Origin of the sequence: Prosthecobacter sp., from assembly GCF_034366625.1 — a bacterium.
Taxonomy (GTDB): Bacteria; Verrucomicrobiota; Verrucomicrobiia; order Verrucomicrobiales; family Verrucomicrobiaceae; genus Prosthecobacter.
This window is the reverse complement of the sequence record NZ_JAXMIH010000028.1, coordinates 36,007-56,428: the sequence shown is the minus strand read 5'-3', so window position 1 is coordinate 56,428 and position 20,422 is coordinate 36,007. Positions and strand designations below refer to the sequence as shown.

Here is a 20,422-nt window from a genome sequence, read left to right as displayed (position 1 = left end):
TCATACGAGCTTCACGGCGCACTCCACTCACCTTTCCAAATCGGGCCGTGGTCGATGCCATGGTCGTCACGGTATAGACTGAAGGTGGATTCCATGTCCTTGAGGAACTTTGCGAAGGCGGTGTCATCGCGGTGGAAGATGGATTTTGCGTCATCGGGGATCAGCTTGGCTTTGCGCAGGGCAAAATGGAGCTGGGTGAGGTTGTGGCCGAACATGGCGAGGCGCTGGCGTTGCGTGTCGGTCGCGCATTGAGCGAGCGTCTGCTGATAGTGCTGTTCCAGCGCGGGAAAGAGCGGCGCATAGATGCTTTTCATCACGTCCTCGTTCACTTCATACTGACTGCCTTTATAGACGGGCGACTGTGCTTCTTTGTGTGCGAGCATCTTCGCATCCAGCTCGTCGTAGAGCGTGCGCATGTGCTGCCAGCCGGGACCGTAGGCGCGTTGGAGCCACTCATCGAGCGTGGCGCTAACATCGAGTTGCGCGTTCCACATTTGTTTGGCGATGATGTAATTGATCGGCGCATTCACGCCCCACGCGGCACTGCCGACCATGCGCGCGCCCCAGGCATGATGCTTCGCGGCGGCGGGCAGCTCGCGCTGCAAGATGTCGAGCGACACGGGCAGCGGTGCGCCGTGGAAGCTGCGCATCCAGGTGGAGTAGTTGTGGTAGAACAGATGCGGCGTGATCTTGCTCCAGCGGTCCATCGTGGCGGTGAATTCGGCGCGATACAGCGGCTTGAGCAGGCCATAGCCATAGTAGTTCAGCGGTGCCCAGCAGAGCGAGAGATTGTCCGGAAGCGTGGGCGCTTCAGGTGGCGGATATTGATAGTTGTAATAGACGAAGCCGCCGAGCCGACGCCCAGGCCGCTCGCGCTGGATGATCCCGGCGACCTGCTGGTAAAACGTGAGGATTGCCAGCACGTGATTTGGTTTGCCGTGCGGATCGGTGGTGATGAGTTTCGCGCAGCGTTCGCATTGGCAGAAGCCGCCGCCGTCCGTGGGCGAGATGGAGGCCATTTCACGGGTCGGATAACGATCCAGTATCTCGATCACGCGTTTGGTGAAGGTTTCGACCAAGCCCGGTGCCGTGGTGCAGAAGAATTTCACCTTGCCGTTGCGCACCGCTTCGCCGTTCGAAGACTTCCATTCGGGGTGCGCCTCCATGTCGGCGGGCGTGAGGTAATCGTCCCACGAATGGCCGTAGCCGGTGACGAAAGAATGCAGTGCATTGGTGAGCCGCTGGCGCTTCATCCAGTCGAGCACGACGGACTTCGGCTGCTGCGGCGTGCCTTTGTCGCTTTCGCCCACATACGCCAGTGACCGCACCGCAAAATCTGGCGCACCACGAACCGGCTCCGGCAATGCTACTCGCAGGACGTCAAGATGCGGCACGTCCTCGCCGAGTTCACCCGGAAACAGCCAGCGTACGCCGACGAAACGCTCCAAATAATCCTGCGCCCCGTAGAGCGTGCCGTGACCCGGCACAAACCACGCATCGAGCTTCGTCGCAGTCAGATCATCATTGCCAGCGATGATGATGTTCTTGCCTTCGCATCGAATCTCGAAGCCGTCGTGCGGCAGATGGCTGCTGGAGACGATGCGGATCGCCGGGGCGGCGGCCGCATCGTTGGTGATGCTCAATTCGCTTCCGGTGGCCCGCTGAATGACACGCTGCAGCTCCTTCGCGGCGAGTTTGGCGGTTTCTGGAGCATCGACGGCATGGTAAATGACATGCTCGGTGCGGTTGTTCTCCACCAGCGTCACATCAGCAGCGACCACTTGAACGGCGAGCAGGAATGGCGCGAGGATCTTCATGAAATCTGCAAGTCACTGAGTTTGAGGCTGTGCTCGATCCGTGTCTGGCCGTCCACATCAATGATCTTCGACGTGAGGGTGGTATCGGCCGCGCCCCAATCAATCCGCAGGTGGCCGACATTCGGCAGATGGTAGGTTTTCGGAATGAAGCGGTTCTTGTTGGGAGTGGGGCTGCCGCGCGGATGCTTCTGCGTCATTGAACTCGAGGTGAAATCGTAAAGCGGATAGCCGGTGGGACCGTCGATCTTCGAGAACTCACACCAATGGCGGTCGCCGCTAAGGAAAACGACGCCGGCGGCCTTGGTGCGTTTCAAGATGTCCAGCATGCGCTGCTGTTCGTGCGGCAGGTTGGCCCAGCACTCGCCGCCATGCAGCTCGGGGGCAAACTGGATGCTGCTGACGATCAGGCGCAGTTCCGCAGGCTGTTTGAGCATCTGTTCCAACCACTGCCACTGTGCTGCACCCAGCATTGTGGTGCTGGTGTCATCGGTGGCCACGCAGGCGCCGCCGATCATCGCCTGCTCCTTGGGCACTTTCTTGAGCGGGCTGCGAAAGTAGCGGGTGTCGAGCAGAATGATCTGCACGCGTCTGCCTGCGGGGCCGATGATCTGCGCATCATAGACGCCCGCTTGTTTGCGGCGTGGTGAGTCGGCGGCTTCATCAAGCCAGTTGTGAAACTCCTGCTGCGCCTCCCTCTTGAACGGATAACCGGCGCCACCATCGTTCTCGCCGAAATCGTGATCGTCCCATGTCGCGAGGATGCGCCCCTGGCTGCGCAGGCTCTGAAAGAAGCGGCTCTGCTTCAGCAGCGCATACTTTTCCCTCATCATCGGTACACCGCCCTTGTCGGCGTAGATGTTGTCGCCCATGAAAATGAACAGATCGCGCGGCAAGGTCAGCGCACGATCGAGCAACGGATGGTCATGCGTGTCCAGACAGGAACCAAAGACGATGTTCTGCAACGGCGGCTCATCAGCGGCATGCGCCGTGAGCAAACCGAGAGCCGGAAGTCCGGCGAGGAAGCGGCGACGACTACTTGTGGGCTTTGGCATCGAGCTCCTCCAGTTTGAAACGCACACTGACGACGTAGGCTTCTTCGCCTTGCGTCCAATGACCGTAAGTGGTGGTGACGAAGGTGGCATCGGGCAACAGCTCGACGCCTGGGTAGGTGGTGTCCTGGCCTTTGGTGTTGTCCATGATGCGGACGCGATACTGGCCCTCGGTGCCGTTCACGATGTCGTCGTATTTGCCCACCCAGCCGACCCAGTCGCCTTTGGTGGCGCTGACGTGGGTGGTGTCGCGGAAGCTGATGAAGAGGCGTCCATCCGGCGCGTATTTCGCGACGTGGCGGTCACCGGTGAGCGCGGCGGGGAGTTCTTTCGGCTCGCTCCAGCTCAGGCCTTCGTCGTTGGAGAAGATGACGAATGAATTGTACTTTCGGCTGTTCTCACGCAGCAGGACAGCGATCTGCTTGCCATCGGGCGAGCGGAGAGCACCGGGTTCGCAGAGATTTGCGTCGGGGAGCATCGCGATGGGCGCGGGCATGCTCCAGGTGAGGCCGCCGTCTGTGGAAAGCGTGGTGTACACCCAGAAGCGCCACGGTTTGGCCGTCGAGGAGCTGTAGTCGGGCGAGTGCGGGCTTTTGATGCGGTATTTCTCCACCTCGCCGCCGCGGATGAAGCGTCCGTCATCATGGAAAAAGGCGAGGTAGTGCCCTGGTGCCTGCAAACCGATCACGGTGCTCATCGTAACCACGCCGCCGAAATCGCCTATGGGTTTCAGCTCGCTCCAGTTCGCGCCATCGTCCTCCGTGACGGCCATGCGGATTGGATAGAGACCGCTGAACATGATGATGCGCTTCTTTCCAGTCGCATCGACCGTGCGGTGCAGCGTGGGCACCTCCAACGAGGTCTCCCATGACTTCGGTGTCGGTAAACGATCACTCCAAGTGAGCCCCGCGTCATTGCTGCGCTTGTAAACGATGGCACCGCGGCCATGCCCCTTCGGATACACGACGAGCATCGTCTTGTTGTCTTCGAGCAGCAGCGTCGTCGGATGCCCGAGATACTGCCCCGCCTCACGATCCACAATGACCTGCCGGTACTTCTCCGCGCTGATGTCCACGATGGGAATCGTGTAACCGGGTGGGAGCTTGGTTTTGAGATTCTTCGGCGGGGCGAGCGTGACGTCGGCTTTTTGGAGCTTCGTCTGGGCGAACCCAGGCGTGAGGAGCAGCAGCGAGAACGCCGCGATGGATCGGAAGTGCATGGTGCAGAACCAACGCTCTGCCTCGGGTGTCCCTAACGTGGATCAACGCCGTAAATGCCATCCTTTTCCTCGGTCGGCAGCTTCGGCTTCGATGACTGTGGCTTGTCTTCGGCAAACCAGTGGTTCTTTTCAAAGCGGAAGGTTTCGGGTGCGGTGGCGTCGCTGGAATTGATGTCGATTTGAACCTGAGCACGACGGAAGACGATGCGGTTGTCTTTGATGAGGACGTTACGACAGGGCACGAAACCGGGTTCGCGCGTCTCCTGGAGGATGCGGAAGATCCATTTGGTGGGAAAGTTGATCGTGTTGCCGGTGAACTCCGCACCATCGACGCCGACGAAGGCCGCTGCGCATGGGCTGCCTTCAATGACGTTGTCGCGCACGATGAGACGCGTGGCTTCGTATTTCACGCCTTGCGGGCGGAAGTAGGGCAGGCCGGTGGAGCCGCCGAGGTTGATGGGGCGTTCGCCCGCGTTCGCGAAGCGGCATTTCTCGACGATGACATCGCTCGTGCCGCCTTTGAGCTGGACGGCGGCGCTCGCAGTGAAGCCTTCTTTGCCGATAAAACGGCAGCCAGTGATCAAGGAGTGATGACAGCCGACAAAATCAATCCCTTGCCCGCCCCAGCCGGTGATCGTGCAGTCGCGAATGGTGAGTTTGTCGAGACCGGAGCACTTGATGCCGTCGTGATTGCCCTGGGGGCCGATGTCGCTGATTTCGATGTGTTCGAGTGTAATGCCCATGACGGGAGCATCCAATTGTCCGCCGTCGTCGAGATTGAGACCGTTGCCGGTTTGCCCGCTGATACGCAGGTTGCGTAGCGTGAGTTCCGCGCAACGCGAGAACTGCCAGCCGTTCCCACCACCTTTGAAATGCGGCGGGTTTTTCGCGTCGAGCGCCTCGATGGTGAGTTTCTCGACGCCGCTGACGTGATGACCGCCGGGATAGTCACCGGGGGCGATTTTGAGCGTGACGCCCGATTTGAGATCACGCAAAGCAGCACGCAACGAATCGACATCTCGCACGATGATCTCACCTGCGACGGCGACATTGGCCAAAAGCAGGAAAAGAACAGTTTTCATGGCTTCGCAAGACCTTCAGGCAGTTTGGCGAGGCGTTCGATCTCGGTGACTTCGTGGAAGAACCACGGTTTGTTGTCCTTCACTTTGAATATGATCGTCTTGCTCGCGTATTTGACGCCGTCGTGCTCCTTCCACTCGCTGAAGCGGTAGATGTCGCCGCGCCAGTCGAGGCGCTTCAGGAGGGCGGTTTCCTGGTCGAAGTAGAAACTCATCGCGGGTATGACGCTGCCGCTGACTTTGAGGCCGAAGCAGGATTTTCCTTCGTCAGTGAGATCAGGAATGACTTCAATCTTGGATTCCTCATCGACCAAAATGCCGAGGGTCCAGGCCCACACGTCATCCTTGGCTGGCTCGATGGCGCGTTCCTTCTTTCCTATCCACCACCAGCCGGGCATTTCGAGGATGGATTCACGTGTGGAGCGCTTTTTGCCTTCCGCAGGCTCCGGCATGCTGCCAAAGTGGAATATCTCCTTGATGCGGAAGATTTTCAGCAGCTTGTCCTTTCCGCCGACGGCGTTGATGGCTTTATCGACGAGCGGTTGGGGATCAGCCGTCTGAGCGAGAGCTGATGTGATGAGGAAAAGAGGCAGGATGAGGCGGAGCATGGTGTGAGGGCTGATCAAACGCCCCGCACAGGTAAATCCTGTCTTCTACACTTCCTCTAGCATCATCTTCGCATCGCCAAACGTCTTCAGCCGCACGTCCATCTTGTCCATCATCGACATAAACAGCCGGCAGAGCTGGCGCTCGGGCTTGTCTTTGTAGTCGAGGACGCGGCCGCTTTTGAGCCTGCCACCGGCACCACCGAGGACGATAACGGGAAGCTGGTCGTTGTCGTGCTTCGCCCCGGCCATCATGCTGGAGCAGTGCATGAGCATCGTGTTGTCCAGCAACGTGCGCGGACCTTCCTGGATGGCGTCGAGCTTCCGCGCGAGGTAGGCGAGCTGCTCCATGAAGAACTGGTTCACCTTCAAGTAATCCTCGCCGTCGCTGTGCGAGAGCAGGTGATGGATCATGTAGTCGATGCCGTGCCCGGCCTGCTGCACGCTGGGAAGATTCGGGAAGCGCAGGGCGCTGTGGTCGTTGTTGAGCTTCAGCGTGGTGATGCGGGTGGTGTCGGTCTGGAAGCCGAGCACAAGGAGATCGCACATGATCCGCATGTGCTCGCCGATGTCCTGCGGGATGCCGTCGGCAGGGCGTTTGATGTTCGGCTTTTCGAGCGTGGGTCGCCAGCCTTGCAACTCGCCTCGCTTGCTCGCGTTCTCGATGCGCTTCTCCACATCGCGCACACTGTCGAGATACTCGTCGAGCTTGCGCTGATCGCTGCTGCTGATGCCACGGCGCAAATCCTGCGCGTCGGCCAGCACGGCATCGAGCACGCTCTTGTCGCCGGGTGTCACCTCGTCCTTGAACAGCCGGTCAAAGGCCAGCGCGGGGTAAAGCTCCAGCGGCGTCGGTGTCGTCGGCGAACTCCACGAGATGTGTGAGCTGTAGAGCATCGAGTAGTTCTTGTGAACCGAGGGATTCGACCGCTCGCAGCCCAGCACGAGGCTCGGCACCTTCGTCGAACGACCATACGTTTGCGCCAGCAGCTGATCGAAACTGGTGCCCGATCGAATCTCCCCCCCCGAGGAGATCGGCGCCCCCGAAAGCAGATTCCCCGTCTGCGAGCTGTGGATGTTCCCCTTTCGTGCTTCCTCATGATACAAGCCGCGCACAAACAGCAGCTTCTCACGAAACCCGTTCAAGGGTGCGAGCACCTTGCCGAGTTCCATCGCCATGCCCTCGCCCTTGGCCCACCATTCCTTCGAATGGAAGCCATTGCCCGAGAACAACACTGCCAGCCGCACCGGTGCTTCGCTGGCGGGCTTATTGCGCTTCGGTTCATCTCCCCAAACATTGTGAGATTCCAGCCACGGCAACGCCATGGTGACGCCTGTCCCGCGCAGGAAGGCCCGACGTGAGTAGCGGTGACGATTCATGGGATGAAAACTGCGTGGTTATGCGATCAACTCAGGAATCGCACGTCCGTTCTCCACGATGTGTACCGGACGACCGTTGAGGTCGTTGAGGGTGACCTTCGAGTAGTCGATGCCGAGATGGTGATAGATCGTCGCGAGGAAGTCGCTGGCGTTGCAGGGGCGCTCGACCACGTCTTCGCCGCGCTTGTCGCTGGCACCGATGATGCCGCCGGTCTGGATGCCGCCACCAGCCCAGATGTTGGTGAATGCGCGCGGCCAGTGGTCGCGGCCGGGTTGCAGCGTGCCGGTGGGGCCGCTGGCATCACCCGCGCCGGTGCTGCGGTCGAAACTGATCTTCGGCGTGCGACCGAACTCGCCCGTGACGACGACGAGCACCTTCTTGTCGAGCCCACGCGCGTAAATGTCTTCGATCAGCGCCGAGACACAGCGGTCATAGGTCGGCATGCGGAAGCGCAGTGCTTCAAACTGATGCTGGTTCACCGCGTGGTCGTCCCAGTTGTTCACGCGACCGCAGAGCGGCCCGCTGAGGCTGCTGGTGATGATTTCGACGCCCGACTCGACGAGACGACGCGCCAGCAGCAACTGCTGGCCCCAGCGATTCCGACCATAGCGATCACGCGTCGCCGGATCTTCCTTGCTGAGGTCAAAGGCGTCACGCGTCTGCGGGTTCGTGAGCAGCGTGGCGGCCTGGGATTCAAATTCATCGAGCGCGCCAAGTTCGCCTTCGCGGTCAAACGCACGCTCCATCTTGTCGAGACTCTTGCGCAGCACGATGCGGTCGCTAAGACGGCGATTTTCCGACTCGTCGGCCAGTCCGATGTTAGGCACCTGGAAGTTCGGACGATTCGGATCATCGCTAACTGCGAACGGCGCAAAAGCATCACCAAGATAGGCCGGACTCGAGTACTCCGGTGAAGCAGCGGGCACGCCGATGTAGTTCGGCAGCGGATTCGCGCGTCCGCCTTCCTTGGCACGCAGGTAATGCGCCACCGACATCCAGTCCGGCAGACGCGGCTTCGGCTTGTCACGCGTGTCGGTGTCGCCAGAGAACATCTGCATCGTCCCCGCCGGATGTCCGCCTGCGGATTGGTGCATCGAGCGCACGATGGTGAACTTGTCCGCGATCTTCGCGTTCATCGGCAGCAGCTCGGTGAAATGCGTGCCCGGCACCTTCGTGCTGATCGTCTTGAACGGCCCGCGATACTCGCTGCTCGCGTCCGGCTTCGGATCATAGGTGTCGATGTGCGATTGTCCGCCCGGCAGCCAGACCATGATGATCGACTTCCGCTCGCTCTTCGGCAGCGCCGCATTCGCCGCCCGCAATTTGAGCAGGCTCGGCCAGCTCAGCGTCGCCATGCCGGTCAAACCGAACTGCATGAAGCCACGACGCGACATGGGACCGGCGCAACGAACGAGAGAAGGGGGCTGAATAATGGAGGACATGTGCTAAACCTACGCTCGGCGATGCTTGTGTTTATCGTCAAGAGAGGAGGGCCACGGCACGATTCCGAAATCACGAATCGTAAACAAAGGCAAAGTTGACTCTGGACATCTATTGCTAATAGTTGGCCGCATGAACGTCGCGCTTACCACCCATTTTGAAGGTTTCATCAAGCAGCTCATCACCACGGGTCGCTACAACAATGCCAGCGAGGTCGTCCGCGCCGCGCTCCGCAAGCTCCAGGAAAGCGAGGGCGAAATCTACCCGCCAGGCTCCCTCAAACACCTCTACACGAACGAGACCAACCGTGAGGAAACCAAACTCGCCCGCAAGCAACGCGTCCCGCGCCCCGATGAGGTATGAAGCCGTGGGACATCTACACCTATGACTTCGATGGCGCCGGGCCGCATCCAGCGGTGATCGTCTCGCATCCCGACCGCGTTGCCAGAGCCGAGTGGGTCAATATCCTCATCTGCACCACCCAGCGCGCCAACCGACCACCCAAGGAAACCGAGGTGCGTCTCAATGGTGCCGATGGCTTGGACTGGGAGACGCTCTGTCGCTGCGATGCTTTGTGGCTCGTGGAAAAGGCGAAACTCAGCGGCAAACGCGGTTCAGTGTCACAGGTGCGCCGTCGCCAGATCGTGGACAAGATCAATGCGGCGATGGGTTGGAAGCTGGTGTAGAGAGGCTGCTTCGCCCCAAACGCCACGAGATCTTTTCCTGCGCTATCCCAGACGCGCATCAGGCTCTTCGCCGCCAGCGATGATGGCGCGCCCTCAATCCTCCACGTCATCGCCCACCTGTTTGTTCGCCGCCAGAATGGCGGCTAGCGGATCCGTCGCCGTGAGGATTTCTTCGGGCAATGAAAAGAAGCGGCGGAAGGCGCGATGGCGTTCGGCCTCCGCTCCGGTGGGTTCAGGTTCCGGTGGGCGCGTGAGGTGCTCGTGCCAGCGTGAGACATCACTGAAGAGTTTGTGGTAGTTCCGAGACCAGCGCGCGGCTTCTCGCTGCGCTTCATCCAGCCAGGCGATGAGGTCAAGACGGTCCACGGCGGCGAGGCGTGCCTCGGCTTTTGCGAGATCCTGCTCGACACCGGCGAGCAGCGAGTGCCAAATGATGAGATACACGGGTGAATCCGCCGATTGCCTACCCGCCTTGTGGCACGCATCACACCACAGGGCTTCCTTGATGATGCCAATCAGCACGGGCGACCCTGACAAGACGGAGCCGATCTTGAAATGCGCCATGCAACTGTCGAAGTGCTTCGTCTGTAGCGAGGACTCCTCGGCACCGCAGACGGGGCATATCAGCGGCTTCTTGACATGGATGGTGTCGAACATTCCCATGCCTGAATGATGCGCAGAAACGCACGCCGGGACAAGGGCGTTCTCTCCTCGCGAGAGGATGGGACCCTTGCGATCCCATGAACCACTACTTCGCCCCAAACGCCACGAGTTCCTTGCCCGCGCCATCCCACACACGCAGCAGGCTGTCTTCTCCCCCGGCGATGATGGCGCTGCCGTTGGGGACGCTGACGGCGGCTTGCATGTAGTCAGGGAGATTGGCGATGGAGCGAATTTCGGCACCATCGTCGGTGACGATGCGGACGCGGTTGTCTCCGGCGCTCGTCACGATCTGATTTGTCGCTCCGATGAACTGCAATGACGTGACCTCCTTGGTCCAGCCTTCGATCTTCTTCTTCCTCTCGCCAATGATCATGTCCCAGGTCGAAACAGTGCCCTCCGCGCCGGCGGTGGCGAGCACGCGGCCATCGCTGCGGAAGGCGACTCCCATGACGTGATGCGTGTGGCCTTCAAACAGGTTCGTCTGCTTGCCGGAGGCGATGTCGGTGACACGGGCGATCTTGTCGGCGGCACCGGAGGCGAGGCGTTTGCCATCGGGCGAGAAATCGAGGCACAGCACGGTGTCGGTGTGTTTTTCCTTCCACGTCTGCGTGGCTTTGCCGGTCGCGATGTCGAAGATGATGATGTCGCCGGAGCGGGAAAGCTCGCCGCTGCCGGTAGCGAGCGTTTTGCCATCGGGACTGAAGCGCACGGCGTTCACGCGATCAGCAAAGAGCCCCTTCTGGTCGATCTTGCGTTCCAACGTCCAGCGCGGCGTGCTGCCGACGGTTTGAGTGAGTGCTTTCGTCGCCACGAACGAACCATCCAGCGCGGAAGTGATGGTCGTGGTCGCAGCGACGTTGCCGCCGCTTTCTTCGATCGGCGTGCCGCTGGCGGCGGCCCACACACGCAGCGTGCCATCTTCAAACATCGACGCCACACGCTGCGCATCGGCGGAGAAGGACACGGCGATGGGCTTCGCGGTTGTTTTGGTCAAAGCCAACTTCAAGGCCGCGAGATCGGCGGTGGACTTGTCCTGCGTGGTTTTGGCGGTGGCGATGGCCGCATTGGCAGCAGCGACGGCTTTGGCGTTCTTCGCCTTGGAGTCACTGATGCGTTTCAAGTCGTCCTCGGCGTCCTTCACATTGCTTTCGGCGGCAGAGACGGCCGCGAGGGCGGAGACTTCGGTCATCTTGGCGGTGATGAGCTTGTCCTGCGCGGTTTTGAGATCCCGGTCGAGCGCGGCATCCGGTTTGCCGCCAGGAACGGCTTTGATCTTGGTTGCGACTTCATCCACGGCCTTCTGTGCGGTCGTTTTGGCCTCGGTCGTGGGCGGCACGGCTTTTTGTTTTTCTGGCAGCACCTTCTTCATCGTCACGATGGCCTCCTTGGCCTTGCCGAGCAGCACATCGAGCGCCTTGTCCTGCGCTTCGATGCGGGCGATCTCGCTCTTCTGGAAAGCCTGCTCCAGCGTCTGCGCCGCGATGGTCCAGTCCAGTTCCGCCATCTTCTTGGTCACTGCCACGCTACCGCGCAGTTCAATGATTTGCTTCGCCGTCGCGGCATCCCAAACACGCACCGAGCCATCGGCGCAACCGGTGACGACCTGCTTGCCATCGGCGGACATCGCGCTGCTCAAAACGACCACTTTGCCTGCGGTGGCGATCTTTTTGATCAAATCGGCACTCGCGGGAGCTGAAACTGTCTTCGTGGCACTTGCCGTCGGTTTGCCTGCTTCAAGCTTCCAGATTTTCACCTCACGGAAGCTGCCGCTCGCCAGCTTCGTGCCGTCAGGACTGAAGGAAAGCGACTGCACCAGCGCTCGATGCGCCGCGCCATTCTTCTCCGCTGGATCGCTGATCTGCGCCACAAACTGCCGCGTGGCCAGATCATAGACGAAGATGTGGTTCGAGCGCCCGCAGGCCACATAGCGCCCGTCCTTGGTCATCGCCACGGTGTAGATCGGATCGACGCTGGCCGCGAACGCCTGCAACACAACCGCGCGTTCCTGCTGCACGGAAGCCTTCGCGCCCTGATCAATCCACTGCTTCAAAATCGCGATCTCCGCCGACGTGAGATTCACCGCGCCGGACTTGTTGTTTCCCGGCGGCATCTCCATGTCATGCTGATGCAGCGAAGCCTGCACCACGAGACTCTCCGCGCTTTTACCCGGCACGAGGGCCGTGCCCGCTTCACCGCCTTTGATCATCAACTCCGGCGTCTCCATGTTTAGATCCGCCTTCGTCGTCGTCTTGTTGTGACACGAGATGCAGTTCGTCTTCAGGAAGGGATAAACGTCTTTGTAATAATCCAGATCGGCAGCCAGGGCGGCTGTCGAGGAGCAAAGAAGAGCGAGGAGGGCGTGTGGCTTCACTGGAAATCGGAGAGGTATTAACGTTGGTGAATCTACGTCACGAAACAGCCTCTCCATACAGCGGGTAGCCCTGGCGAGGCTGCGTAGCAGGTCAGAGACTCGCCAGCGCACATGCGCTTTGCTCTCCGATCACCTGCGTCAAAAAGGTCCAATAGGCCTCTTTGTCGATGGTATCACGCACCATCGCCGCAGGCAGGAAGCGGCGCATTTCCTTCACGAAGTCGGCTAGCATCTCTGGCAGCGTCTTCAGGCCGTTCACACGCTCCCGCAGCAAGCTGACGAACTCCGCCTCCGTCCGCTGGTGATCCCGCACTTTGAGCGGGATGAGCTTCGCGGGCAATTCCACTCCTTGCTGCACTAGCCAGACGATGTCCCACAGGTCGCGGTTTTTGACTCGATTTTCGCGGAAGGCGAGAGCGATGATCTTGTCGGCCAGGATTTCCTCGCGGCTCTGCGCCTGGAGGATGAGACCAGAGGTGCCGAGATCGACTCCGTAAAGATTCCGCAACATCTGCGGGCGCGGATCGTGGCTGGGGATGGCGCAGATGTCGAGGTGGATGCGCTGCGCGGGCAGATGCTTCTGGCCGGGACGTGTCTCGACGGTGAGTTTCCAGGTGGAGACCTTGCCGCTGGTTTTGACCGGCTCACTCACGCTCACGGGCAGGCCGTAGCGGGTTTGCAGTCGTTCCGTGAGCACGCGGGCGAGTCCGGCGAGGTCTGCCTTCTTGAAATCACTGCCGCCGGTGAAGTCGAGGTCTTCACTGAGCCGCGCGGAACCGTAACAGGCCCGCAGACACGTCCCGCCCATGAAAGTCAGCCCCGCGAGCAATCCCGCCTCGCTCATCTCACGCAGGATGTCGTGATGCAGCAGTTCCTTTTCAACCACAGGCCGCAGTGTTGCGAGATCAGCGCGTGACTTCAGCGCCTCATTCACGAGCTGGTCAAACAAGCTCACGCACCACCTCCTCGTCCACGAGTTCCATGCTGCGCCTTGTGGCCTTCATGTCGCGCAATGCCTGCCGCACCGCCGCCCGCCACAGATGCCGCTCCGCGTCATAAGTCAGCTCGCCGCTCAAGTCCTCCGGCCGCTGCGCTGTATGCACAAACTCGATGTGTCCGTAGTCCCCGCAGTCCACGACATGACTGCGTCCGGAAGTCATGAGGCTGATCCAATTCATCGGCACCTGCGAGATGACGCCAGCATCGCTCAACACCGTTTCCAGGCTGATGTAATTGAACTCACCTGCGCGCAGCCGTGCCGCCGCGTGAAACAGCAGACTCCCCGTCGGGTAGTCTGGCACGGGGTAAAGATAAACTCCCCGGCAGATTCGCTTCAACACACCCGCCGCAGTCGCCCGCGATAGTAGCACCGCCAACTGCCCGCACTCTGGCACTGCCGCAGCGAGGTCAGACGGCGTGAACACACAGTGATCCCGATCCGCCAGCGAGCGGAGGACTTCGGAGAGCTGCTTGAGCGGCTGCATGGCGCGACTCTACAAAAGATTGCATAAAGTGCAATGTTTTGTGTTGTTCACTAGGCCAAGGCGTCTCATAGACTACTTCACTGCCGCCGTCGTCGGTGCCGCAGCCTTCACGCTCACACGGATCGGTTCGGAGATGAGAATTTCGACCGTGTCTGTCGGATTCGCAGCGGTCGTGACGGACTTCATGCGTGTCGAGGCGGCGGTCATGGCTGCTTCGGCCTGCTTTTGTTTTTCGGCGGCCTTCTTCGCGGCCTCAGCATCGGTGGCGGCGATTTTTTTGGCTTCGGCGGCAGCGGCGGTGAGAAGTTGCTCGGCTTTCTTCTGCTCGGCTTCCGCCAAAGGCACAGCAGCGGGGTTGTAGCTGTATTTGCAGATGCCAAGACTCTGCAGCGCGAAGGTGTAATCGCCCGGAGCGATCTTCATCGCGGCGAGGTCAAGCACGAGTTCATGCGTGGCGGCCTTGATCGGGATGTCGAACTCCTTGATGGCGCTGAAGCCTTCGCCGTAGGCCTTCACTTTGATCGAGGTGCCGTTGAAATCGTTCCGCCAAGTGAGCTTGAGCGGGATTTTCAGCGTCTCGCCTGCCTTGGCTTCGAAGACCTTGTTTTCAGCCAGTGCGATGGTCACTGGAGCCTGCTCGGAATCGGTCACGGACACGGGAACGTCGGCCATGAGGCGCGGGGATGGGATCTCTCCCTTCGCGTCTTTCACCGGCCATTCCATGCTCGCCACGCGAACAGGACGCGCAACGACGGCGCCATTGATCGTGGCCTTGCCGACGATCTTGGCGAGCGAGAAGCCGCGCTTCGCATCGCTGGACGCAGTGAGGATGAGATGGCCATAGGGCTTGCCTTTGCCGATTTTCAAACCAGCGGCGGTCACTCCGGGCGGCAGATTTTCCATGCTGATGTCGATCTCGCCATCGAAGCCATCACGGCGCTGCACCGCGACTTCAAACGCACGCGAATCGCCTGCACGCAGCGCCATCGGTTTGGAAAGTGAAGCACGGTCGCCATTGCGCAGCGTCATGTGGATGGCCCACGCGGCGAGCGCGAAGTCGGGCGTGGCCTGACGCACGATGAGACGATAGACGTTGTTCGGATCGGTGCGCGTGCCGCCGAAGAGATCGCGCACTTGCAGGCGATAGGCGCCGTCTTCCTTGACCTCAAACTTGCCCATCACATCCGGCGAACCGGCGTCGTAGGGCGGGCCATCATACGAATAGCCGTTGCTCGTCGTCTTCATCGGCGGTGCGATGTCATACAGCTCGGCCACGTCGGTGAACTTGCCGTCCTTGACTTGCTGCACGAGCACAAAGGGATCGGTGTTGAGCCCGAGACGCTCGCTGGCGACCTCCACCCACCACGTCTCGCCTTTTTTCGCGGTGAACTCGAAGGTATCGACATCTGCCGCCGGATAGAACGCGCCTGCGATGTCGCAGGGCAGTGTGATCTTCTGCGCGTCCTTGTTGTTCGGCTCGGTTTCTTTGGCTGAAGCCGATGCGGCGAGACCTTCTGGCGGCCAGGACATCGAGCTGACTGTCGCCGTCTGCGGCTGTGGCTGCGCGGGGGAGTTTTGCAGCGCGAGACGATAGAAATGACGCTCGCCTCCTTGGTAGGTGAGGTCGCTCACTTTGATGAGATAGGTGCCATCCGCAGGCGGAGTGAAGTCGATGATGCCGCCCGTGCGGTTCACTTTCAGATCGCCGCCCTTAGCATCCGCGAGGATGAGCACTGGCGTGAGCCGCGAGTCGATCCCGACCGCCGCGCAGTCGATGGCGACGGCTTTGTCCTTCACGCCTTGGAAGGAATAGAAATCCACCGCCCGCTTGGTCATCGTGGCATTGCAAATCGTGCCCACAGGCAGCGCCATCGCCGTCTCCACGGTGTTGTTGGCTTTTGTGCGCACGACTTCCGGCAGCTTGTTCACTGAAAATGCCCGCACCGACGACACGCCGAGCCGCGACATCACTCGCGCATCATAAACACCCACGGATGCATCCGCTGCGATGCTGACAGCAAATTTGTTCGTCGTTCCGACCACTGGTTTCGCGACGACCTTCGGCGAGGAGAAGGCCAATTCGGTCACGTCTTCGATGTTTTCACCCGTGATCGTGACTTCGACATTCGTGCCCGCCTGACCGCCCATCGGCATGACAGTGAGCAGGCGCGGCAATGGCAGCGTGACCTGCTGAGCGAAGGCGGAAGCGGCAAAGAGGGCGAAAAGGCAAATGAGACGTGATGACATGACCACAAACCTACGAGCTGAGATGGCGAATTCTTGATGATTAACTCGTGCGACGAGCCTCTACTTCGTTGCCTATTGGCTCAGTTTGTGACGCCAGTAGCCCGCCATCCAATGAACGTGGCCTTCGCAGAAGAAGACGTCGCGGTAGTCATCGCCACGGACGAGGGAAGGAAGCTGGTCGATGCGCTGGTCGCGGCGGATGTGGTAGAAGTCGCCGCGATTTTTGAGAGCTTCGAGGCAGCGGAGCGCGAGCTTGTCATAGCCAGCATCGGGCAGCAGGCGATGGGCGGCGGCGAGGTAGTCCGCGCCGTAGCCGAGCACTTCGAAATACTTGCTTTGCGCCGTTTGATCCACGCTGCGGGCGAGCAGATCGGCCTGATGAACAAGCGCGGGCTGCCAGACGGCATCGAGATCGGGGCGCAGCAGGCGGAGTTGCTCCAGACAAAGAACCGGGAGGCCGTGCATGGTGATGCCGGTGGGTTTGTCAGGGCGAAGCAGCGTGGCTTTCAGAGCCAGCCATGTTTCAAAGCTCTGTCGCGATTTGACTCCGGGCTGCCACGACTCGGCCAGCGCATGGAGGTAGAGGAAGTAAGTGGCGGCCATCGGGTGCCACTCCAGCCGCTTCCACCAGATCGGTTTGCCGAAATAGACACCGCTGTGGTCGTGATCGTGCCACCAGTCGGAGAAGGAGACGATGACCTCCTCGATCTGCTTCTTCTCCTCCGCATCGGCCATCATGCGGTGATACGCGTGCAGGCCGAGCGTGATGCCCGCATACTGATCGGCGCTGCATTCCTCGATGCCCGCCACCTTGTGGATGCCGCCGTAGGGCTTCGGAAACCAGCCGCGGCCACCGCCGCCATTCCCGGCTGGCGGCGAGGCATTCCGCCAAAGCGTGACGACGGCATTCACGGTGCGACGGGCAAGTTCGCGCACCTTTGGATCGCGCGTGGCTTCAAACTTCAGGCAAAGCGCCATCAAATAGGCGCCGCTGGCCTCGCCTGCGTTTTCGTAGTTCAGCCACACGGCTTTCAGCGCTTCCGGCATCGCGGAGTGCTCGGGGTAGCCGCCTTTGCCAAGCGGGCGGTCGAGCACCTCGTCGTTCGTCAGCGGTTTCATCGTGCGACCATTCACACCACTGCGCAGGATGCCGTCTTCATCGCGGAAAACGCGCTCGATCACCTCCTGCGCCGTTGCTTCCACTTGCTCAAAGGTCTTGCCATAGCTTGCGGGTGGGAAGTCACCGCTAAACACATCGCGTGTCAGTTCCGTGCTCGGCGCGGAGGGAAAACGACGGAGCAAAAAGTCAGCGGCAGCCACATACGCATCATCTGGCGACCGATGTCCCGCCGAGACACCGACATGCAGATGCACTGGAATGAGATTCAGCTTCGGCTGCAATCTTCGCGTCGTATCGACAAGGCGGCGCGTGAAGCCGATGCAGTCCTCCGAACTGACACGATCATCCGAGTTTCCAATGCTGATCCACACCGTGCGATCCGCGAGCTTCTCCATCACGCCATCAAGGCTGAAGCCCGCCACCTGCGCTGCGGTGACACCGTTAAACTCCTTCAGCGCGAGCGGATTCGTCACTGGCGAGATGCCGACGACAGCCTGAACACGCGGCTCTCTCGCGGCAAAGTGCAGCGCGCAGAATCCACCACGCGAGACACCTTGCACCACGACTTGCCGGGCATCCGTGATGCCTTTCGCGATGAGGTGATCCAGCACATCCACGCAGTTCCGCACATATGGCCCGATGAAGTCGTGGCCATTCTTCGCATGCGTGGCCCAGCCGCTCAGGCTCGATGGCTGGCCTTCTTTGACATCGAAGCCTTCACAGGCCGGGTCGAGCAGCACATAGACCCAGCCATGCTTAGCCAGCACCTCACCGGTGCCGACGAGATAGCGCATGTTCTCCTGCCCCATCACGGAAATCGGATTGCCAATGATGAACAGAGTCGGCGCGGGCTTGGCTGGCTTGTCGCCACAGATGCTGAAATGCGTGCCGCGGGGCGTCTGCAACTGCCGCAGTTTCGGCAAGTCCGCAGCCATGACGAGCAGGGCCTGAAACGCGATGAGAGCAGCAAAGAACGCGATGGGCACTTTCATGGATAGCTGGCCCTTCGCTGGAGGATCAATGATTATACAGGAACTCCTTCGTGTTCAGCAGCGCCCAGAGCAGGTCTTCGTAGCCGTTGCGTTTGGCGCGTTGGGAATCGAGCGGTTTGCCGGTGGCGTCGGTGCGAGGCTTCAGCAGATGCGTTTCGGCGATGCGGATTTCGTCGGCGGCAGGTTCGCGGGAGAAGGCGGCGAGGTAGAGTTCGCGGATGCGTTTCGGCTCGGACATCTCGGCCTTGGTGAGCATCTCGGCGCGGCCACCGGCGGCGGTGAGCTTGGCTTTCACGTCAGCGGCGTTCATGAGATGCAGGCTTTGCGCGAGACTGGCGGATGAGACGCGCTCGCATTCGCAGACGCTGGTGTTGTCGGGGCGGCCAAAGACTTTGAGAAACGGCGAGGCACGGGTGTAGCTGTTGTCGGGCAGTGAGATGGCACGAGTGCCGGGCGGAAGGTCAGCGAAGTCCGTCTTGGAACCGGTGACCATGTCGATGCTGTCGAGCAGCACTTCGGCGGTCATGCGCTTCGGGTAGAAGTGCGAGAAGGCCTGGCGATCCACCGCATTGTGCTCGTTCGGCGTCGAGCTGAGCTGGTAGGTATGGCTTTGCGTGATGGTTCGAACGAGCGATTTCAAATCGTAACCGCTGTCGGTGAAGCTCTTGGCCAATGCTTCGAACAAATCAGGATTCGTCGGCGGATTCGTGTCGCGCAGGTCATCCTCGGGCTCCACGAGGCCGCGTTTGAAGAAGTGCTTCCAGTAGCGGTTCACGAGCGACTTGGCGAAGAAGGGGTTGTCCTTCTTGCTCATCCAATCGACCAGGGCGAGACGCGGGTCGTCGTCGGGCGCGATGTCCATTTCAGGTTCGCCGAGCCCAGCAGGCTTCAGCATGACGCGCGTCTTGCGGTGCTCAGTCTGCGCAGTGCCGCGCTTGTGGAAAATGAGATCCTCACCGGCGATGGCGGTCGGTTTGCGACCGATCTGGCTGAAGAATGCGGCGAGGTGATAATACTCCGCCTGCGTCCAGCGCTCGAAGGGATGATGATGGCACTGTGCGCACTGCATGCGCACGCCTAGGAAGAGCTGTGCCACGTCTTCGAGCTGCACATTCGGCTCCTTCACTCGTTTGTACCAAGCCACCGGCGGATTCGACACGATGGTGCCGGTGGAGGCGAGAATCTGGCGAACGATTTGGTCATACTTTGTGTTCGCCAGCAAGCTGTCGCGCATCCAGGCGTGGAAGGCGAAGTTCGCGGTGATGTCGGCGGCCTCGGTGCGCTGGTTTTTGAGAAGCGAAGTCCACTTGTTCGCGAAGTAGTCGGCGTAATCGGGACTGTTGAGGAGCGCCTCGATGGCGCGATCACGTTTGTCAGGCTCCTTGCTGGCGAGGAAGGCTTTCGTTTCTTCGTCGGTCGGCAGACGGCCGCCGATGTCGAGCGAGATGCGGCGCAGAAAGCTAGAGTCATCGCAAATCGGCGAAGGGGGCACACCGATCTGCTTCAAGTTCGCGAAGACATGCTGATCAATAAAATTCTTCACCGGTGGCAATGAATCCACCGGCGCCCCGAGCGGCACCGACACGCTGCAAACCGAGACCTTGCCGCCGAAACGCACCATCACGGCCACGTTGCCCGGAATATCGAGTGTCTTCACGAGACCTTGCTCACTGGCCTCGGCCATGGCGCGGTCATTGGCCTCAAAGAGCGCATGTTTCGTCACATCGCGGCTGCTGCCATCGGAGTAGCGTGCGGTGACTTTGAGCTGCTGCATGGTCTTGACCTTCAAAGTCGCACGAGCGGGCTCCACGACGATGTCGTTGAGCTTTGGCTCATTTTTCTGCGCATACGGCATTCCTTCGGCGATCCAGCGCACCAGCGTCTTATAGTCTTCCGAGCCGGGCTCCAGCTTCTTCCCGCCCGTGTGCGGCACAATGGCTGCGCCCTTGGTGATGAGCAGGCTTTCCTCCGGTGCCGGTGGAAATACGCGCCGTCCTTTGCCCTGCTTCACGATGGCTTCATAGTCTTCCTCTGGCTCAAACCCGAGCACGCTGAGACGAAACCCACGCTGACCGGTGATCGCCTTCGCATGGCACACGCCCGCGTTGCAACCCGCCTTGGTCAAAATAGGCTGGATGTCGTGAGTGAAGCTCAGTGGACGCGACGATTCGACAGCGAAGCCCGTTCCAGCGAGCATCGCAATCATCCAAGTAGAAGTGAGGGCTTTCTTTGGCATTGCCTCAAACCTACGCGTCGAGCGAGGTGGTTT

The 20,422-nt window shown here is 60.5% G+C and carries 16 protein-coding genes; 2 read left to right on the top strand and 14 right to left on the bottom strand.

The window, feature by feature from the left end:
- Positions 1 to 11 precede the first annotated feature (11 nt).
- From U1A53_RS25420 to U1A53_RS25390, 7 genes are read right to left on the bottom strand one after another with little or no spacing between them, the layout of a single operon-like run.
- Positions 12 to 1,817 (bottom strand): DUF4838 domain-containing protein, encoded by a 1,806-nt coding sequence (locus U1A53_RS25420; RefSeq protein ID WP_322284701.1) that lies wholly within the window; start codon positions 1,815 to 1,817, stop codon positions 12 to 14.
- Positions 1,814 to 2,869, bottom strand: coding sequence for an alkaline phosphatase D family protein (locus U1A53_RS25415; RefSeq protein ID WP_322284700.1), 1,056 nt, complete (start codon positions 2,867 to 2,869; stop codon positions 1,814 to 1,816). Before U1A53_RS25415 ends, U1A53_RS25420 begins: the two co-directional genes overlap by 4 nt.
- Positions 2,850 to 4,085: a sialidase family protein gene (locus U1A53_RS25410; RefSeq protein ID WP_322284699.1), complete on the bottom strand. Its 1,236-nt coding sequence runs from the start codon at positions 4,083 to 4,085 to the stop codon at positions 2,850 to 2,852. The genes U1A53_RS25415 and U1A53_RS25410 overlap by 20 nt, the downstream gene beginning before the upstream one ends.
- Before the next feature lie 32 nt (positions 4,086 to 4,117).
- Positions 4,118 to 5,167, bottom strand: coding sequence for a right-handed parallel beta-helix repeat-containing protein (locus tag U1A53_RS25405; protein ID WP_322284698.1), 1,050 nt, complete (start codon positions 5,165 to 5,167; stop codon positions 4,118 to 4,120).
- Positions 5,164 to 5,772 carry a hypothetical protein gene (locus U1A53_RS25400; protein WP_322284697.1) on the bottom strand — a complete coding sequence of 203 codons (609 nt, stop codon included), beginning with the start codon at positions 5,770 to 5,772 and terminating at the stop codon, positions 5,164 to 5,166. The genes U1A53_RS25405 and U1A53_RS25400 overlap by 4 nt, the downstream gene beginning before the upstream one ends.
- A 45-nt stretch (positions 5,773 to 5,817) precedes the next feature.
- Complete coding sequence (locus U1A53_RS25395; protein WP_322284696.1) at positions 5,818 to 7,149, bottom strand: DUF1552 domain-containing protein; 1,332 nt, start codon at positions 7,147 to 7,149, stop codon at positions 5,818 to 5,820.
- An 18-nt stretch (positions 7,150 to 7,167) separates the two neighbouring features.
- Complete coding sequence (locus tag U1A53_RS25390) at positions 7,168 to 8,544, bottom strand: DUF1501 domain-containing protein (RefSeq protein WP_322284695.1); 1,377 nt, start codon at positions 8,542 to 8,544, stop codon at positions 7,168 to 7,170.
- 178 nt (positions 8,545 to 8,722) lie between these two features.
- Here U1A53_RS25390 and U1A53_RS25385 point away from each other — a divergent pair, with 178 nt between their 5' ends.
- The gene (locus U1A53_RS25385; protein ID WP_322284694.1) at positions 8,723 to 8,953 is read left to right on the top strand and encodes a type II toxin-antitoxin system ParD family antitoxin; all 231 of its coding nucleotides are present in this window, start codon (positions 8,723 to 8,725) and stop codon (positions 8,951 to 8,953) included.
- The gene (locus U1A53_RS25380; protein WP_322284693.1) at positions 8,950 to 9,276 is read left to right on the top strand and encodes a type II toxin-antitoxin system PemK/MazF family toxin; all 327 of its coding nucleotides are present in this window, start codon (positions 8,950 to 8,952) and stop codon (positions 9,274 to 9,276) included. Before U1A53_RS25385 ends, U1A53_RS25380 begins: the two co-directional genes overlap by 4 nt.
- 93 nt (positions 9,277 to 9,369) lie before the next feature.
- Here U1A53_RS25380 and U1A53_RS25375 read toward each other — a convergent pair whose 3' ends face one another.
- The 7 genes from U1A53_RS25375 to U1A53_RS25345 all read right to left on the bottom strand — a co-directional run bounded on the left by U1A53_RS25375 (position 9,370) and on the right by U1A53_RS25345 (position 20,389).
- Positions 9,370 to 9,933: a hypothetical protein gene (locus tag U1A53_RS25375; RefSeq protein WP_322284692.1), complete on the bottom strand. Its 564-nt coding sequence runs from the start codon at positions 9,931 to 9,933 to the stop codon at positions 9,370 to 9,372.
- Positions 9,934 to 10,024: 91 nt separating this feature from the next.
- Entirely contained in the window at positions 10,025 to 12,310 is a 2,286-nt protein-coding gene (locus tag U1A53_RS25370) for a c-type cytochrome domain-containing protein (protein ID WP_322284691.1), read from the bottom strand.
- A 91-nt stretch (positions 12,311 to 12,401) separates the two neighbouring features.
- Positions 12,402 to 13,265, bottom strand: a complete 864-nt coding sequence (locus U1A53_RS25365; RefSeq protein ID WP_322284690.1) for a nucleotidyl transferase AbiEii/AbiGii toxin family protein — start codon at positions 13,263 to 13,265, stop codon at positions 12,402 to 12,404.
- Positions 13,252 to 13,794 (bottom strand): type IV toxin-antitoxin system AbiEi family antitoxin domain-containing protein, encoded by a 543-nt coding sequence (locus U1A53_RS25360; RefSeq protein WP_322284689.1) that lies wholly within the window; start codon positions 13,792 to 13,794, stop codon positions 13,252 to 13,254. The genes U1A53_RS25365 and U1A53_RS25360 overlap by 14 nt, the downstream gene beginning before the upstream one ends.
- A 72-nt stretch (positions 13,795 to 13,866) precedes the next feature.
- Positions 13,867 to 16,041: a serine protease gene (locus U1A53_RS25355; RefSeq protein ID WP_322284688.1), complete on the bottom strand. Its 2,175-nt coding sequence runs from the start codon at positions 16,039 to 16,041 to the stop codon at positions 13,867 to 13,869.
- A gap of 72 nt (positions 16,042 to 16,113) precedes the next feature.
- Positions 16,114 to 18,153, bottom strand: coding sequence for a prolyl oligopeptidase family serine peptidase (locus tag U1A53_RS25350; RefSeq protein WP_322284687.1), 2,040 nt, complete (start codon positions 18,151 to 18,153; stop codon positions 16,114 to 16,116).
- 25 nt (positions 18,154 to 18,178) lie between these two features.
- Complete coding sequence (locus U1A53_RS25345) at positions 18,179 to 20,389, bottom strand: DUF1549 and DUF1553 domain-containing protein (protein WP_322284686.1); 2,211 nt, start codon at positions 20,387 to 20,389, stop codon at positions 18,179 to 18,181.
- Positions 20,390 to 20,422: the final 33 nt, after the last annotated feature.